Below are 17088 nucleotides of genomic sequence, written 5' to 3'. Positions count from 1 at the left end.
CAGCTAGTTGCTCAGTAGCACGTTGAACAGTGCGGGGCGGGGCGCCCCACGGCGCCCCGCCCCGTTTCCGGTGAAGCACCCGCGTCAGCAAAGCAGACTTATTTGATTGGTCACCATGTCGGAAAAACCTCATGTCCGCCTCCTCCTCAGCCGGCGCACTATCTGGGCCGTGGCGATCTGCAGCGCAGCCCTGATTGCCCTTCTCGTCAGTGTTGTTCCGATCAGCGGATCGGATGCCAAAGCCCGGGCAGAACAGGCCCTTGGGAGCATTGCGGCTGCCCAGACGGCATCGAAGGATTCCGACGGCACGTATGCCTCCTACTGGCTGACGGGCGGTGACCACAGCCTGGCTGCCATTCAACCGATCACGGCCGAAGGGGCAGCGGACCTCAGGAGCATCTATTGCGAGGACGGCTGGGTTGCAGCGGCCAGCGTGAACGGCGAAATTTACCTGCGCTCAAGCCTTGCAGAAGAGACCGTACCGGCCGCAGCCGGCGGAGCCCCCCGGCCGGGCTGCATCAGCGCCGAGGCTGTCCGTCACATGCTGTCTGACATTGGCCTGCCGGAAGAACCGGCTGACTCCCGTTCAACAACCGACCGGCCCGCGGGCTCGTCCAAATACCGCCCAAACTTCCACATCACCCCGGAACGTCACTGGATGAACGATCCGCAGAGGCCGTTTTTCCTCAACGGGCTATGGCATTACTACTACCTGTACAACTCGGACTATCCGGAAGGAAACGGAACCGAGTGGTACCACCTCACCAGCGGAGACCTGCTGACCTGGAAAGACGAAGGGGTGGCCATCGAGAAATACAAAAACGGGCTGGGGGACATTGAAACGGGCAGTGCCGTGGTGGATCACGAGAACACCGCCGGCTTTGGGCACGGGGCTGTCATCTCCGTGCTCACCCAGCAGGACCAGGGGGTCCAGCGACAATCGCTGTTCTACTCAACGGACGGCGGGTACACCTTTGCCTCCTACGAGGGAAATCCGGTGATGGACAATCCCGGAGCAGAACATTGGCGGGACCCAAAAATTGTCTGGGACGCAGCAAACAAGCAGTGGATCATGCTCCTCGCCGAGGGCCACAAGATCGGCCTGTACACCTCCCCGGACCTCAAACAATGGCACTACGTTTCCGGCTTCGAGCGGACCGGACTGGGAACCCTGGAGTGCCCCGACTTTTTCCAGCTGGACCTGGACGGCGACCCCGCCAAGAGAACCTGGGTTTTGGCGGCCAGCGCCAACGGGACAGCAGAGGGCCGAACCACAGGGGTTGCCTACTGGACCGGAAACTGGGATGGAACCGGGTTCACGCCCCAGGACGGGAGGCACCAGTGGCTGGATGCGGGATCTGACTTCTATGCAGCGGTGACCTGGGATGACCCCCGGCTGACAGAGGGCCAGCGAATGCAGTCCAGGCAGGCCATCGGCTGGATGAACAACTGGGACTACGCCCGCAAACTCCCTACTGAGGACTGGCACGGCGGCATGGATTCCCTTATACGGGACATCAGGCTCAAAACCGTCCAGGACCGCCCAACACTGGTCTCCGCTCCCGCTAAGAGCCTGGGCAGGCTGGATGGCCGCACCGAGTCTGTGGATTTCGTGGAGATCAGCACCGACGGCACCACGAATCTGCCGTCCCCGGAAGGGGGCGCGTACCGGCTGGAACTAAAGGTTGAACGGCCGGAAAACCATGAGGGGTCAGAGGCGCGGCTGAAGTTGGAGAGTGACGGCCGGACCTTTGCAACCATCGGTTACAACTTCCCGGACCAAACCGTGTCCCTGGCCCGGGAACAGCCAAGCGGCGCGGACCTGGGCCCGCTCTTCAGCCAACCGCGGACCGCGTCAGCCCCCGGAAGCGACGGCGTGGTGAAGCTGACCGTTTTCGTTGACTACTCGTCAGTGGAGGTGTTCGTGAACGAGGGCGAGCAAACGCTCACCTCACTCGTCTTCCCCAGCTCGGAGCGGCACGCCATCAGCATGTCCACGGACAAAGGAACGCTGTCCCTCAAATCCCTGACGTCCACGTCCATGTCCGCAGCGCGCTGAAGCAGGCTGCCCGGGGCGTAGGATCCTGCCTATGGAATTCGTTGTGCTGTACACCGTGCGTGAGGGCGTCGATCGCCCCCGCCTTTTCGAGACCTATCCCCGCCACAAGGCCTACTTTGAGGCGTTCCATGCCGCCGGTGGCGGGCTCATCGCACTCGGCCCGTTCCAGACAGCAGATCCGGCTGGCGGGTCGATGGGGATCTTTGCCTCGCGCGGGGACGCCGAGCGCTTCATCGCCGACGACCCCTTCGTCACAGAGGGGCTCGCCGATCCACGAATCCTTGAGTGGGATGCGGTGCGCTTCGAGTAACTGCCTCACCCCGCTCCAAACCTCACGCTGAGCACGACGGCGGGACCGCCCGCCGTCGTGCTCTTACGCGTGGCGCCACTCCCCTACAGCGCCCAGGGAAAGCCTCCTGCTGAAGAATTACCGGTCGTTTCCGCAAAGGTCCATCGTGTAGCAGACGGCGGTACCTTCAAGTACAACTGTCCGATCGCCACGGACAACCCACGTCCGAAGCTTGGTGATCGGCTTGTCCTCGCGTGCTTCCAAGACTTCCACATGTCCGGTAATGACGTCCCCAGGGCGGACAGGCGCCTTGAAGTCCCAGTTGACGTTGAGAAAAACCGTTCCTGGACCAGGCAGTTCCTCCGCCACAACGGCATTCAAGATGGCGCTGGTGATTCCGCCTTGAACCACAATTCCCCCAAAACGGGATGATTTCGCCGCTTCAGGATCATAGTGGAGGGGATTGCGGTCACCGCTGATTTCGGTGAACAAACTGATATCGCTCTCCGCGACCCTGCGTGAGATCTGGGCGGTTTGCCCCACGATGGGACGGGTGCGGGCTTGGATCGGGGTCATGAGTGACCGACCTTTCTTGCGGATTGGCCCAGTTCAGGTTGGGAATGAAGTGTCCCAACAGAATTACGGTGACACGCCTGCAGGTCAATCCGTACTGGCTTCCGTAGCGAAATCCGTGATTACCACGGATGCACCAGCCCTGTGATGCATCCCACACTGAGTGGGGCGTCCTGCAGACCGCCGGCCACAACCCTCCTCAACAGTTCGATGCCCTCCACCGCATCCCACAGAAAGAAGAACCATCGTGAAGCTCCAAGTTGCTATGGACGTTCTGACCACTGAAGCCGCCCTCGAACTCGCCGGCCAGGTCGCCGAATTCGTTGACATCATCGAACTGGGCACCCCGCTGATCAAGGCCGAAGGCCTCTCAGTCATCACGGCAATCAAGAACGCCCACCCGGACAAGGTTGTCTTCGCTGACCTCAAGACCATGGATGCCGGCGAGCTCGAAGCCGACATCGCGTTCAAGGCCGGCGCTGACCTGGTCACCGTGCTCGGTGCTGCCGATGACTCCACCATCGCCGGTGCCGTCAAGGCCGCCAAGGCCCACAACAAGGGTGTTGTCGTTGACCTCATCGGCATCGAGGACAAGGTAACCCGTGCCAAGGAAGTCCTCGCCCTGGGTGCGAAGTTCGTTGAGATGCACGCCGGCCTGGACGAGCAGGCAAAGCCCGGCTTCGACCTGAACGGTCTGCTCCGTGCCGGCGCTGAAGCCGATGTTCCGTTCTCCGTTGCAGGCGGCGTAAAGCTCGCCACCATCGGTGACGTCCAGAAGGCCGGCGCCGATGTCGCCGTCGCCGGCGGTGCCATCTACGGTGCAGCCGACCCGGCACTGGCAGCCAAGCAGCTCCGCGCGGCCATCAACTAACCAGCCGTCCATGGTGGCACCAGTCACCGCCCACAACCCCCTCAGCCTGCACAATCCGACTTCGTTGAACCTCCCGCCCTCTCTCAAGCCACAGGAGTTCTCCCGCCATGTCCAGCACCTCTGTCATTGAAAGCCCAATCCTCACCGCCACAACGCCCACGGCCCCACCACCTCCACCCACCGGTCCGCTGGCAGGGGCACCCGGCATCGTCGGCATCCCCATGGCTGTTGCCGGAGCATTCGGCCTGGGCCTGGTCAACACCGGATTCATACCCGCCAGTGCAGCAGCCGCTGCCTTACCCACGGTGATCGCTGCCTCTGCGGTTGGTCTGCTGCTGACCACGGTCTGGGCCTGCGCGCTCGGCCAGAACACGTCAGCGGGTATCTTCGTCCTCTTCTTCGGATTTTTTGCCACCTACGGCGCACTGTCACTCGGACTCATCAATGGCTGGTACGGCATTCCCGCTGACCAGATGGTCAATGCGCAAGCCCTCTGGCTTACCTGCTGGCTGTTCATATTCGTGATGCTCACTTTCGTGACATTACGTCTTCCCTGGAGCTCCACCCTGATGCTCGTTTTCGTCGATATCGCCCTCGCCCTGCTTCTCATGGGCACCCTGCAGGGCGACGCGGGCATGACCAACCTCGGAGGCTGGTTCACGTTCGCCTTCGTTGCAGTGGCCGTTTACCTCTACGTCGACGTCATGTGGAGCCAAACCGGTGGCCGCGGGCTGCCACAAGGACGCCCGCTCGTGCGCTAAGCAGTTCAGTCTCGGTATAGCGAGGCACAGCAGCACTGAAGACCCCCGGCCGCGCCCCCTGTGGGCCCGCGGCCGGGGGTCTGCTGCGCTGCCCCCATCGAGGCCGGCGGGCACTCACGGGTTGACGTCCTGAGCTCGACGTCGGCTGCATTGCGGCACGCCGCCCTCGCAAAACAAATCCGCTTACGCGTATCCAGGTCACTCAGTACCGCCTCCCGTGGAGAAATCCGTAATGACCACGGATGCACAGCCCTGTGACGCAATCCACACTGAAAGGGAATTGTTGTAGCGCTAAATGCGTGGCTCCATCCTTACCAAACCATTGAAAGGAAGAATCATGACTGCACAAATTGCTGACAACGGTGTTCTCCTCCAGGAGGCTCTTACTCATTTTCCTGCCGGTGTTGTAGCCCTCTCGGCGACGGTAAAGGGTGAGCGGCAGGTTCTCATTGCTTCGTCTTTTTCGGTCGGAATTTCCTATGAACCGCCGCTCGTTCTGTTCTCCGTTCAAAAATCTTCATCCACGTGGCCGAGCATCAAAGATGCACCTCTCATTGGCGTTTCGGTAATGGGTGAAGACCATAACCCGGTCTGCCGCCAACTCGCGTCACGCGATAAATCAAAGCGATTCAACGGCGTAGAGACTTTTTCCGGTGAACAGAATGATCTTTATATTTCCGGATCTCCCCTGTGGCTCACATGCTCCATTTACCAGGAGGTCGATGCTGGCGACCACATTCTTATTCTGCTGAAAATTGAGGATTTCCAGGCTCATAGTTTGCACATGCCCCTGGTACTCCACCGCTCGGCTTTGGGCCGCTGGGACCGCATTTAGCGCTCACCGCGACGAATGAGAGGCATGAGAACCGTGATTAGCACCCTTCCGCATAACGTGAATGTGATGAACACGCCAACGGTCGCAGATGACCGGGCCCAGGGCCTGGCGCCTGTTGAACAGGTGTCACCGGAGGCCGGCACGTCGAGAGGGAGTGCGGTGCACCTGGACATTCTCCTCACGTGGAGGGGCCGGGTGGGGCTCTTCAAAAAGTCCGCGCATGGTTCAACGGGGAGCACCCCGTGGCAGCTTCTCTCCGTCCCCCGGGCGGGCCATGCATCAGCTTTGGACGACGAATTGCTGCAGTGCATCGACGTGCTTCATGGCGGAACCGGCCTCGCCGTCCGCGACATCCTCACGATTCGGTGTGGCCCCATGGTCGAGGTCCCTCATGGTTCGCAAAGCACTCAGCACGTGGTCTACATAGTCGAAACCAATCAGCGGCGATTGGCCCTTGGGCCTGAGTACTCGGTGTACCGCTGGGTCAAAAAACCCAGGATCGGGCGCTTCGATGGTGGCGCTGAGTGGCTGGCGCCCGTTCTGGAAGCAAGCGCTTCAACGCCCGCAAAGTCGCGGGAATTGATACTCAACACGGCCGGCCGAGGCGCGATATTGGCCGCGTGAACGGTTCAGCCCGTTCCCGCGATGAAACCAGGCGCACCTCCCCGTCGAATGACTGAAGGATACGAATGGCACTCCAACAAGCAACCTTGCCCGTAGAAGTTCGAGGGCGCACCAGATCTATTCGCCTCATCCTGCTTTGTCAGGTCCTGACCTTGGCCGTCTGGTTTGCCTCGACTGCTGCGTTGCCGAGCATCGCGGTTCTCGAACCCATTTCCGAGACCCAAATGGCACTGATGACCAGCGTGCTGCAGGTGGGGTTCGTTGTCGGTGCCCTGCTCAGTGCTTTTCTCAATGTGGCAGACAGATTCGACCCCCGAAACCTTTTTGCAGCGTCGGCGGCGGTGGCAGCCGTGACCACCGCGGCCCTGCTTGTGGTCTCGCCCGTAGGAACCGAAGCGCTCATTCTCAGGGCCCTCACCGGAGTGGCCCTGGCAGGAATTTACCCCGTGGGTATGCGCATGGTGGCCAGTTGGGCCACCAATGATCTGGGGAAACTTGTCGGCTTGCTGGTCGGAGCACTGACAATAGGCTCTGCCCTGCCTCATCTCTTCACCATCGGTGCCGCCTGGGACTGGAAACTCGTCTATGCAGCTTCGTCGATTGCCGCCCTCTCGGCAGCGTGCCTGGTCAAATTCGTGAAGCTCGGACCTGCGTTCAAGCGGGCGCAACGTTTCGATCCAAGCACTATCAAAGCTGCCTGGCTCAAACGGCCGGTCCGCTTGGCCAACCTGGGATACCTGGGCCATATGTGGGAACTGTACGCAATGTGGGCATGGATCGGGTTGTTTTTCCGGGCATCGCTGGACGCACGGGGAGTTGAACAACCGGGTCTCGCCCCCGCAGCCACCTTCCTTGTCATTGCCGCAGGCGCCCTGGGTGCGCTGATCGGAGGACGTTTGGCCGACCGATTTGGCCGCACCGCTGTAACCATCTATTCCATGGCAATCAGTGGTGCCTGCGCACTGACTGTCGGCTGGCTCTTTGGCGGGCCACCTCTGCTGATTCTCATAGTGGCCATGGTTTGGGGAGTATCAATCATTGCGGACTCTGCTCAATTCTCAGCGTGCGTCGTGGAACTGTCACCCCCCGAGTCGGTTGGCACCATGCTGACCATACAAATCTGCATGGGCTTCGCACTAACCCTCGTCACAATCCAGTCCATGGGATTTGTCGTCAATCACCTGGGTTGGGGAATCGGGTTCTCGATGCTCGCGCTGGGTCCGCTTTTTGGCTGCGTGGCCATGTGGTTGCTTCGACGTGACCCGGCATCGTCCCTGCTTGCGGGCGGGCGCAAATAACACTCTGTTCGGTCTGAACCTCCATTCCGCCCTCAACGAAGCGGGGTGGGAGACCAATCTGCCACGAAGGGAATTCACATAATGCGCAGTCAAGCCACCAAACATTTGGAAATCATTGTCACCGAGCCCGGTCGTCTATACGAGCTACTTAACAGTGCCGAGGCCGCGCTCCGGCAGACGGCCGTTACCCACCGCCAGTCCGGAATCCTCGTGACCCGCCACCATCCTGGCCGATACACGCTCACGCTCAGCAACAAAGTTCCTTTCGGGGAGACCCGCGAGCAGATCCTCTCGTGACTGCCAGGCAATCGCTGCACTGACCATCGACATTAAGGCAACAGTGCTGCCAGGACTTCCTCGCTGGTCTGCGGCCTCACCAGATACCTAGGAGAAACACCATGACCACCCAGGCGCAGCAACTCCCGGATGGCGGAAGCGCTATCTGTCTTGATCGCCGCTCCCGGGGCTCGGGCTACGACGCCACCGGTGCCGCGCAGCAGGCACTTGAGCAGCATCTGCCCACTCTTGTGGCGGACCGGATTGCGACCCGGATCTTCGCGAAGGACCATACCCTGTGGGGTCCGGAGGCCGAGGCCGAGTCTGCTGTCCGCCTGGGCTGGGTCGAGGCGGCTACCGTCTCGCAGGCCCTGGTTCCGGGGATCCTTGAGCTCCGTGATGCCCTGAAGGCCGACGGCGTGTCCCGCATCGTGCTTTGTGGCATGGGCGGATCCTCGCTGGCTCCCGAGGTTATCGCCGGTACCGCTGGCGTCGAGCTGACCGTGCTGGACAGCACGGATCCCGATCAGGTCCGTGCCGCCCTCGCGGACCGGCTGGCCGAGACCGCGATTGTGGTCTCGTCCAAGTCCGGTTCCACGCTGGAAACTGATTCGCAGCGCAGGATTTTCGAGCACGCCTTCACCGCGGCCGGGATCGATGCCAAGAGCCGGATCATCATCGTCACCGACCCCGGCTCCCCGCTGGATAAGGCCTCCCGGGAGGCCGGCTACCGGGCCGTGTTCAATGCGGACCCGAATGTCGGCGGCCGGTACTCGGCCCTGACCGCGTTCGGGCTGGTCCCTTCGGGCCTGGCCGGCGTGGATATCCAGGCGTTCCTGGACGAGGCCGAGGAAGCCGCCGAGATCCTCAACGAGGATGCTCCAGAGAACATCGGTCTGGCCCTGGGCGCGGCCCTGGGCGGAACCAGCCCGCTGCGGGACAAGATCGTCATTGCCGAGGACGGGTCCGGGATTGTGGGTTTCGCGGACTGGGCCGAACAGCTCATCGCCGAATCCACCGGAAAGTCCGGCACCGGGGTCCTGCCGGTCGTGGCCGGCCCTGCGGCGCCCGAGGTCAGCTCCGGTGCCGCTGATGTGCTGGTGGTGCGGCTGGTTGCTGCTGATGCCGACGTCGAACTCGGTGAGAACGAGGTGGCCATCGCCGGCGGGCTCGCCACCCAGATGATGGTGTGGGAATTCGCCACGGCCGTTGCCGGCCGGTTGCTGGGGATCAACCCGTTCGACCAGCCGGATGTGGAGGCGGCGAAGGTCGCCGCCCGCGGCCTGCTGGACGCCCAGCCCGAACCCACACCGGCCGCCTTTGTGGACGGTGCCATCGAGGTCCGCGGCGGTGACTGGCTCCGCGGTGCCCACACGGCCGAGGAAGCCGTCGGTGCCCTCCTGGGAACACTGGACGACGAGAGCTACCTCAGTGTCCAGGCCTACTTCGACCGCCTGGCTTTCGCCGAGCTGGAAGGCATCCGGGACCAGCTCGCCGGCACCAGCGGCCGTCCGGTCACCTTTGGCTGGGGACCGCGGTTCCTGCACTCCACCGGGCAGTTCCACAAGGGCGGCCCCGCGATCGGCGTGTTCCTCCAGGTCACCGCGGCACCCGCCGAGGATCTGGCCATCCCGGACCGTCCCTTCACCTTCGGGGAACTGATCTCCGCGCAGGCCGCCGGGGACGCCCAGGTCCTGGCCGGTCACGGCCGCCCGGTCCTGCGCCTGCACCTCACCGACCGCACCGCCGGCGTTGCACAGCTGCAGGAGATCATCGCGGCCCTTGCCGCCGGGGCCGCATCCCTCACCGACAGCTAAACCCGCCAGGAATGGCACGGGGCGCCCGCCGCACAGCGGGCGCCCCGTTCTCGTGCAGCCCGTCCGAGGGTTGTTCTGCCCGCGCGGCCGCCGGCAGGCTCCTCGATCTTCTGCAGGGGCACAGGACACTGCACTAAAGGACATCCCCAAATCTTGTCCAGCGGGGTTCTGTCAGGCTGCCGTCCACCAATCACGCTGCATCAGCCGGGCACGGCACGTCGGCTACTCCGCAAGATGTCGGTACGGATACCCGTGGTGAATTCAGTGTTGAGCACGGATGTAGGGCAGCACCCGCTGAACATAAGTTGGGCAGTGATCGGCATCACAGTGACGTCGAAGATGATGGAGGAAGTTATGTCGAGCTCTGTTGGCTTACTGGTGACGCTTGAGGCGAAGCCCGGCAAAGAGTCCGAACTGGCCGAATTCCTGAAGTCCGCTCAGGACCTCGTTGTTGAGGAACCCGGCACGTCCACCTGGTATGCCTTCCGGATCAATGCCAGCCAGTTCGGAATTTATGACACCTTTCCGCATGAGGAAGGCCGTCAGGCGCACCTGGCCGGCAAGGTCGCCACAGCCCTTGGAGCGAGGGCGGATGAACTTCTCGCCTCCGCACCTTCTCTTCAGCCCGTGGAGGTCCTGGCCTTTACCTAAATCGTTTGCTCCCGAAACCGTTCCTTATCTACATACCCCTAAACCGTAAAAGGATATAGACATGGCAAATAAGCAGAACCCGCAGAAGCGCATGATTCTGAACGCATTCGACATGAACTGCGTGGGGCATCAGAACCCCGGGATGTGGGCGCACCCCGACGACCAGACCCACCGCTATATGGACGTGGACTACTGGACCGACCTGGCGAAGCTCCTTGAACGCGGCGGGTTTGACTGCCTCTTTATTGCAGACGTCCTGGGCTACTACGACGTTTATGGCGGATCACGGGACACTGCACTTCGCACCGCCGCCCAGGCACCTGTGGGAGACCCTGCGATCCCGATCTCAGCAATGGCAGCTGTGACGGAAAGGCTCGGGTTCGGGGTTACGAAGTCACTGACTTACGAACTTCCCTATTCTTTCGCCAAGACAATGACCACCTTGGACCACATCACAAAGGGCCGGGTCGCCTGGAATATCGTGACGTCGTACCAGGCAAGCGCAGCAGAGAACCTGGGGCTCGACAAGCAGATCCCGCATGACGAGCGTTACGCGGTGGCGGACGAGTTCATGGAGGTCTGCTACAAGCTTTGGGAAGGTTCATGGGACGAAGACGCAGTGGTCTTCGACAAAGAAAAGCGCATCTTCACGGATCCGTCCAAAGTCCATGACATCAACCACGAGGGTAAGTATTACAAGGTTCCCGGCGCCCACCTCGGTCAGCCGAGTCCGCAGCGTACTCCGTTCCTGTTCCAGGCCGGCACGTCCAAAAAGGGTATGGAGTTCTCGGGGAAGCACGCCGAGGCCGTGTTCGTCATCGGCACAAGCCCCGAAGAGCTGCGGCCAACCGTCGACAAGGTCCGCCAGCAGGCGGCCGAGGCAGGCCGGGACCCGCGCAGCGTAAAGGTCATCGTGATGCTGACCCCCATCACGGCACCGACGGACGAGGAAGCCCAGGCCAAGCTTGAGGACTTCTACAAGTACGCAGATACTGACGCCGCACTGACCCTCTTCGGCGGATGGACAGGCATTGATATGTCTTCGGCGCCGGCGGACCAGCCCTTGGAGAGCATCGAGAGTGACGCTATCCGGGCCATGATCGACATGCTGACCGGCGTGGACAGCGAGGTTGTCTGGACAAAAGAGCGGCTGGCGAAATGGCTGTGCATTGGCGGATTTAGCGCGTCAGTAGTCGGTTCGCCCACAACCATCGTCGACGAGATGGAGCGATGGATGGAGATCGCGGATGTTGACGGATTCAACCTTGGCCGCGTCATTGCACCCGGGACGATGGAGGACTTCGTCGAGCTGGTGGTACCTGAACTGCGCAAGCGGGGGCATGTCCCGCAGGACCCCGCCGCTGAAGGAGTGATGACGTTGCGTGAACGTCTCACAGGCGACGCCCGGCTCCCCTCAGAGCACGCCGGCGCCAACTACCGGCTGGGTGTGGCGGCGTCAGTCTCCTGATGAGGTCACCTGAACTGCGCCGCTGAAAAGGATGAGAACGGCGGCCACCGATTTGCGGGTCGGCGGCCGCCATTCCTTCCCTGAATTCAGGGTTCAACGACGCGGTTCGCGGATTCTAGCGCAGCCGGAACGTTCACGCCGTGGACAGGCCGGGTGTTCCTGGTCACCTGTAGGTAAAGTATTGCGATCAGATCGAACTACGCGAGGGCCGGTCGAAGGAGACCGGCTGATCGCGAAGTTGCACTGCCACACTTTGGGGTTCAGAGAGGAATCCGTAAATGCCGGTAGATTTTAAGCAACCAAAGCCTCAGTCGTGTGTAGACCGGGGCATCACCTCCCGGGAGTGGGAGGTCCTCCAAGCCGTTCTTAATCATCTGGCCAACGCCGAGATCGCAGCCACGTTGGGGATCAGCGTGCGAACGGTCGAAAGCCATGTCTCCAACCTCCTGACGAAGTTTGACGTCACGTCCCGTTCAGGGTTGTTAGCTGCCGTCCGGGCCACTGAGAATGCCGGACCGTTACGACTCGAGGCTCCCCCTTCACTGCTTCGCATGGCGAAGGCAGGTGAATTTGTCGGCCGGCTTCCGGAACTCCAACAACTGCACGATGAGTGGGACTTGGCCAAAGCGGGTGCACAGCGCCTCGTGCTGGTCTCGGGCGATGCTGGCATCGGAAAGAGCCGGCTGGTGGCAGAGTTCGTGCGGCAACTGTTGGTCAATGACGACCCGCTCGTGCTGCATGGACGTTGCGACGAAGACGTGGCAGGTCCTTTTGAAGCAGTCGGCCACGCCCTTGCCCCGTATATCCGTGCAAGCAATCCCGCCAGTTTGGCGGGAGAGCTTGGTGACGTAGCCGCCGAACTGGAGACGATCATTCCAATTTCCGGCATCCGTTTACCGGGGATCCCGGTTGATGCCGTGCGCACCGACCCGAACGTTACCCGGCTGCGACTCTTCGACGCCGTCACTCGCGTCCTCCGCCATGCCTCGGTTTCCTCACCCATGCTGTTGGTACTCGATGACCTGCACTGGGCTCCCGGGCCTACGCTCCTGCTGCTTAAGCACCTGATGCAGGAGGAATCGCTTAAGCGCACAATGATTATCTGCACTCTTCGCCCCGGGGACGTTTCAGATGCCCTTATCGACTTCCTGGGTAGGTTGCGCCGGGACGCAATGCCCGTTCAGATTCAACTGGGCGGATTGCACCGGCTCGAGGTCGCTCAACTGCTGGCTTCCGATGACGGATCGGCGCAGTCACGCGATGACACTTTCTCTGAAAGCCTGGCCTATGACATCTACTCGGAAACACGGGGAAATCCGCTGTACGCCGGAGAGCTGATCCGAAGCCTGGGAGAAGGCAGCGGACCGAAATCGGCGGGCAATGCAGACGTCCCTCACGGAGTGAAGGACATCGTTACTGCACGTGTTCGGCGGCTCAAACAAGAGACTCAGACCCTGCTCGGCATAGCCGCCGTACTGGGGCAGGAATTTGACCTCAGCGTGCTGCAGCAACTTGCTGAAGTTGACGATTTCACTCTTCTGGAAGGAGTGGAGGAAGCAACCCAGGCGCAGCTTCTGTATGACGTGACAGCCGCTTCTCCCGACGCCGTTGAACGCTATGAATTTGTGCACGCCATCGTGCGTCGGGCAATCATTGAAAGCCTGTCGCCGGCCCGCGTGCGTCGAATACATGCTGCAGCCGGCACAGCGTTGGAGCAGCTTTTTCCTCAAGCCTTGGAAATGCGGGCCGATGAAATTGCCTGGCATTTGGTTCAGGCAGGACAAATCAAAGACCGCCGGAATATTGTCCGCTATCTGACCATGGCGGGCCGGGCCGCGCTGAACAGTTCCGCGGCGGAAGAGGGGCTTCGCTTTCTGGACCAGGCTTTGGAATACATCGATGCGGCTGAGGCCTTTGACCGCGCCGAACTTTGGTTCCAGCGTGGCCTGGCGTTGCGAACACTTGGCCGCTGGCCCGATTCCGTGGCCTCGTTACGCAACGCGCTGGACCTTTATGCAGAAGTGGGAGACCTGGAAGCCATTTCCCGCACGTGCCGCGCGGCCACACACACGATGTTTTGGTTTTTCAGGATGCCCGAAGCCCTCGATTTAGCTGCTTATGGACTAAAGATGCTTGACGGCCATGAGGGCGCAGAACGGGGAAGGCTGCTGGGCGCGTTGTCTTTTGCCCAGGCCTGGAGCGGTGATTACGGGCCAAGCATGAAGGCTATCGACGAAGAGTTCAGAATAGCTTCCCGGCTCGGGGATACGGAGCTGAAAGGACATGCCTTGGCCATACGCGCGATGCAACTGCCCGCGTTCCTTGAGCATAAGGATGCAGTCTTGGCAGGTTATGAGGCGCTTGAGATACTCCGCAATTCCGACGATGTCTGGACCTTGACGAGCATGCTCGGCTTCTTGAACTACACGCTTGTTGGTTTAGGTCGTCTGAATGAGGCCCGCGCGGTGGGCGCTGAACTTGCCCCGCTCGCGGTTCGTGTAGGGAACTACGCCGCCCAACAGCAGCACACCCGGATGAACGCCATGGTCGAATTCTTTGAGCAGGGAAGCCCGGCCGCCCTGGAGAAATTCGCCCGGAGGGACCTCGCATTCTGTAAGGCTGTCGGGCTTGCAACGCCTGAGCATTCGCTCGCGTGGCTTGGGTTGGCCAAATTCCTCGCCGGGGAATGGGAGGAAGCAAAGGGTGCTTACTCCGCCGCGCTGGAAACAGAGGCGGACACGGGAATGGTCGGCTGGGGATGGTCTTCCCTGTTTGAGTTGCTCGCGTACATGGGCGATTCCCAAGCTGCCATGGGTTTGCTTGAAAAGCACCGAAACACGTTGCCGCACCTGGACCGGGCCAACACCTGTGGCTCATGGGTGGCGGCGCTAACGGCGGTTGAAGGTTTAGTCGTATTGGGAGAGTTGGAGCAGGCCGCCGCACTGCTCCCTGCTATCGAACAATGCATTCAGCGGACGGGGGTCGTTTGTATCGAATTCCGGGGTGGGCGCCTAGTCAAGCGTTCAGCGGCAATTGCCGCTGCAGCGGCCGGCGACTGGGCGCGCGCGGAAAAGTACTTTCGGGAGGCACGTCGTGATGCCGAGACCATGCCCCACGTCGTGGAGCGTGCCCACACCCTGAGATTTCACGGGAGAATGCTGCTTCAGACTGGCGAAGCAGCATCCTCTGCCCGGGCAAAGTCGTATCTGCAGGAGGCGCGCGCTGTCTACGCGAAACTCGGCATGCCCCGTCACGTGGAACTCTGCGATCTGGAGACGAAACCGACCCGGGTTACGAGCAAAAGGTCTACAACCCCCGACCCCGGCCTCTTCGGCTTTCTCACCAACCTGATGTATGGGGAGTAACTGCGAGCCTTCCCAAGGCTGTTCTTCATCCCTTACATAAAAACTTAGTCATTTGCCCGAAGTTTGAAGTGAAATAACCCGACTGAATGGACTGCTGCTGTGCGTACATTGGAGTTTCCAAAGCAACGGAACCACAATTATTTCCAGATCACTGGGGTGGTTGGTCATGGCGACCAACGGGGACGCCTGATGGGCTTTCCCACAGCCAATATTGCTATTCCACCAAATGGCGGCCGCAACGGCGTATGGGCCGGCACGGTTCACCTCGATTCACCCGATCGCCGCGCCCTTCATGTAGCTGCCATATCCATCGGCGACCGGCCCACGTACTACTCCCGGGGCCAGAGTCTCCTGGAGGCGAACCTCTTGGACTTCACCGGCGATCTGTACGGACAGACCGTCGTGGTGACGCTTCGCCTCCTCATCCGGCCCCAACGCAAGTTCTCAGGTACTTCCGAACTCGTGGACCAGATCCAGGACGACGTAGCCCGGGTTCGAAGCTGGGCTCGGCAAGCAGGCTTTGGGGGCTGCCTCCGGGCAGAACATGAACCCACCCGCTCGCATTCCAACCCCCTGGCTACCGTTCACCCCATTGCCCTCGGCCACAGGCTCCCCGATCGAGGCGCTTCGCTGTCCGAATTTCTACCGCTGCACAGCTAGGGGTGCCTGCTACAGGCCTACCCCACCGTCGGATCTCCCGGCCGGTCCGAAGCCTGAGCGCCTAGCCGTTGACAGCTCCGGCCAGCCCGGCCTGGATCTTGTCCATGGTCTCGTTGTAGGCAGCGGTCATGTCGATGCCCAGGCGATCCGCGAGGACGAAAATCCACCAGAGCGATTCGGAAAGCTTGTGCTCAAGCTCCGCGGTGGCGTCCCCTTCAATCTGCCAGGTGCCTTCGCGTGCCAGCAGCAGCCGCCCGATGTAGCCGACGTCGTTCGTGAACCCCAGCATCAGCTCGTGGTCCGACCAGACCTTGCCGTTCAGCCGCTGTTCAAGAACTTCGTACAACGCACGCACCTCAAGGGCACGGTCGCGGGCATCGGCGAGTTCTGCATGCTTGGGGGAAGTCATCGGTTCCTTCTTTCTGTGGGTTACCACTGGAACACGGGCCAATCCCGAATTATTCGCTGCGCCGTGAACCTAGAGGTAGTCGCCGGCCCGTTCGCGGGCGATTTCGAGCAGCGTGGAGTGAAAGGCCACCTCCGCCGGGGCGTACACCTTGTCCTGGCGCTGGGCCAGCAGGATGCGGCGCAGCGGGGCAGCGTCGCCGAGGCTGAGCACACGGACGTCCGGGTGCTGTAGGGCGACGGCGGTTTTGGGCACCATCGCCACTCCCATGCCGACGCTGACCATGGCCTGCGCTTCCTGATAGTCGTTGGCGAGGAAACCGATGGTTGGTTCGAAGCCGGCGTCGTGGGCGGAACGCTGGAGCACCTCCACCACGGGGTGGGCCTCCGCGCGCACAATCCACGATTCGTTGCGCAGGTCCTCCATGCTCACCTGCTCCCGGTCGGCGAGCGGGTGGCTGCCGGCCACCAGGATCACCGTGCTCTCCTGGAAGACTTCCGTGACCCGGATGGAGTCGTCATGGAACCTGTTCCAGGGATAGTCCCACAGCAGGCACAGGCCGGTGACCCCTGACTGCAGGTCCGCCACCAGTTCATCAAAGCGCGCACTGCGCAGCGAGAGGCTGATGGCCGGGTACCGCTTCTTGAAGGCGCGGATGACGACCGGCAGGAAGGACCCTGCCAGCGTAGGAAAAGTGCCCACGGTCAGGGCGCCCCGCTTGAGGCCGGCGATCTGGTCCAGGTCAGACTGGGCAGCCCGCATCTGCCGGATGATCTGGCGCGCATGGCCGGCCAGCACCTGCCCGGCCTCGGTGGGCACCACACCGCGGGAGCGGCGGTTGAGCAGGGGCTGTCCCACCTCCTGCTCGAGCTTGCGCAGTTGCTGGGAGACAGCAGAGGGCGAGTACATCATCAGATCGGCCGCAGCGGTGATCGATCCCTGCTCCACCACCTCCAGCAGCAGCGCCAGGCGCCGCATATCGAAAAGATGCTGCTCGTCATCATGAAGCATCGCTTTACCCCTCCGCTGATTTGGTTAATTTCCTGCAGGAACTCTGCCAGTGCGGCCATTTGGGGCGGCCAACTCAGATTTGCACCCCGAATGAGGCCGCTTTGCTTGTGCAACCGCAGTGATT

16 protein-coding genes are annotated in these 17088 nt (G+C 61.6%); 13 read left to right on the top strand and 3 right to left on the bottom strand.

From position 1 onward, the window contains the following. Positions 1 to 115: 115 nt before the first annotated feature. On the top strand, positions 116 to 2059 hold the full coding sequence (locus GUV69_RS17580) for a glycoside hydrolase family 32 protein (protein ID WP_164204773.1): 1944 nt from the start codon (positions 116 to 118) through the stop codon (positions 2057 to 2059). Positions 2060 to 2090: 31 nt separating this feature from the next. Beyond that, positions 2091 to 2369 (top strand): YciI family protein, encoded by a 279-nt coding sequence (locus GUV69_RS17575; RefSeq protein ID WP_164204771.1) that lies wholly within the window; start codon positions 2091 to 2093, stop codon positions 2367 to 2369. A 117-nt stretch (positions 2370 to 2486) separates the two neighbouring features. Here the strand turns inward: GUV69_RS17575 and GUV69_RS17570 are convergent, their stop codons facing one another. Next, positions 2487 to 2924 carry a MaoC family dehydratase gene (locus tag GUV69_RS17570; RefSeq protein ID WP_164204769.1) on the bottom strand — a complete coding sequence of 146 codons (438 nt, stop codon included), beginning with the start codon at positions 2922 to 2924 and terminating at the stop codon, positions 2487 to 2489. A gap of 244 nt (positions 2925 to 3168) precedes the next feature. Between GUV69_RS17570 and hxlA the strand changes: the two genes are divergently transcribed. The 11 genes from hxlA (at position 3169) to GUV69_RS17515 (ending at position 15547) form a co-directional block, all read left to right on the top strand. Continuing rightward, positions 3169 to 3792, top strand: a complete 624-nt coding sequence (gene hxlA / locus GUV69_RS17565; protein WP_164204767.1) for a 3-hexulose-6-phosphate synthase — start codon at positions 3169 to 3171, stop codon at positions 3790 to 3792. A gap of 107 nt (positions 3793 to 3899) precedes the next feature. Then, positions 3900 to 4553, top strand: coding sequence for a GPR1/FUN34/YaaH family transporter (locus tag GUV69_RS17560; protein WP_164204765.1), 654 nt, complete (start codon positions 3900 to 3902; stop codon positions 4551 to 4553). Positions 4554 to 4890: 337 nt separating this feature from the next. Then, complete coding sequence (locus tag GUV69_RS17555; RefSeq protein ID WP_164204763.1) at positions 4891 to 5388, top strand: flavin reductase family protein; 498 nt, start codon at positions 4891 to 4893, stop codon at positions 5386 to 5388. A 66-nt stretch (positions 5389 to 5454) separates the two neighbouring features. After that, positions 5455 to 6012 (top strand): hypothetical protein, encoded by a 558-nt coding sequence (locus tag GUV69_RS17550; protein ID WP_164204761.1) that lies wholly within the window; start codon positions 5455 to 5457, stop codon positions 6010 to 6012. Between the two features lie 65 nt (positions 6013 to 6077). Next, positions 6078 to 7310, top strand: a complete 1233-nt coding sequence (locus GUV69_RS17545) for an MFS transporter (protein ID WP_164204759.1) — start codon at positions 6078 to 6080, stop codon at positions 7308 to 7310. Between the two features lie 81 nt (positions 7311 to 7391). Further along, entirely contained in the window at positions 7392 to 7607 is a 216-nt protein-coding gene (locus tag GUV69_RS17540; RefSeq protein ID WP_164198703.1) for a hypothetical protein, read from the top strand. Between the two features lie 101 nt (positions 7608 to 7708). Next, complete coding sequence (locus GUV69_RS17535; protein ID WP_164204757.1) at positions 7709 to 9403, top strand: glucose-6-phosphate isomerase; 1695 nt, start codon at positions 7709 to 7711, stop codon at positions 9401 to 9403. 354 nt (positions 9404 to 9757) lie between these two features. Further along, positions 9758 to 10054, top strand: a complete 297-nt coding sequence (locus GUV69_RS17530) for a putative quinol monooxygenase (protein WP_208786668.1) — start codon at positions 9758 to 9760, stop codon at positions 10052 to 10054. 61 nt (positions 10055 to 10115) lie between these two features. Beyond that, positions 10116 to 11522, top strand: a complete 1407-nt coding sequence (locus GUV69_RS17525) for an LLM class flavin-dependent oxidoreductase (RefSeq protein WP_164204755.1) — start codon at positions 10116 to 10118, stop codon at positions 11520 to 11522. 278 nt (positions 11523 to 11800) lie between these two features. After that, complete coding sequence (locus GUV69_RS17520; protein WP_164204753.1) at positions 11801 to 14887, top strand: ATP-binding protein; 3087 nt, start codon at positions 11801 to 11803, stop codon at positions 14885 to 14887. A 99-nt stretch (positions 14888 to 14986) separates the two neighbouring features. After that, positions 14987 to 15547, top strand: a complete 561-nt coding sequence (locus GUV69_RS17515; RefSeq protein WP_164204751.1) for a riboflavin kinase — start codon at positions 14987 to 14989, stop codon at positions 15545 to 15547. 61 nt (positions 15548 to 15608) lie between these two features. Here the strand turns inward: GUV69_RS17515 and GUV69_RS17510 are convergent, their stop codons facing one another. Next, positions 15609 to 15956: a nucleoside triphosphate pyrophosphohydrolase family protein gene (locus GUV69_RS17510; RefSeq protein ID WP_164204749.1), complete on the bottom strand. Its 348-nt coding sequence runs from the start codon at positions 15954 to 15956 to the stop codon at positions 15609 to 15611. A gap of 69 nt (positions 15957 to 16025) precedes the next feature. Further along, entirely contained in the window at positions 16026 to 16964 is a 939-nt protein-coding gene (locus GUV69_RS17505; protein WP_164204747.1) for a LysR family transcriptional regulator, read from the bottom strand. Between the last annotated feature and the right edge of the window lie 124 nt (positions 16965 to 17088).

The sequence above is a fragment of the [Micrococcus luteus] ATCC 49442 genome (genome assembly GCF_010367585.1).
GTDB lineage: Bacteria > Actinomycetota > Actinomycetes > Actinomycetales > Micrococcaceae > Arthrobacter > Arthrobacter luteus_A.
This window is presented reverse-complemented; position numbering and strand designations above follow the sequence as displayed.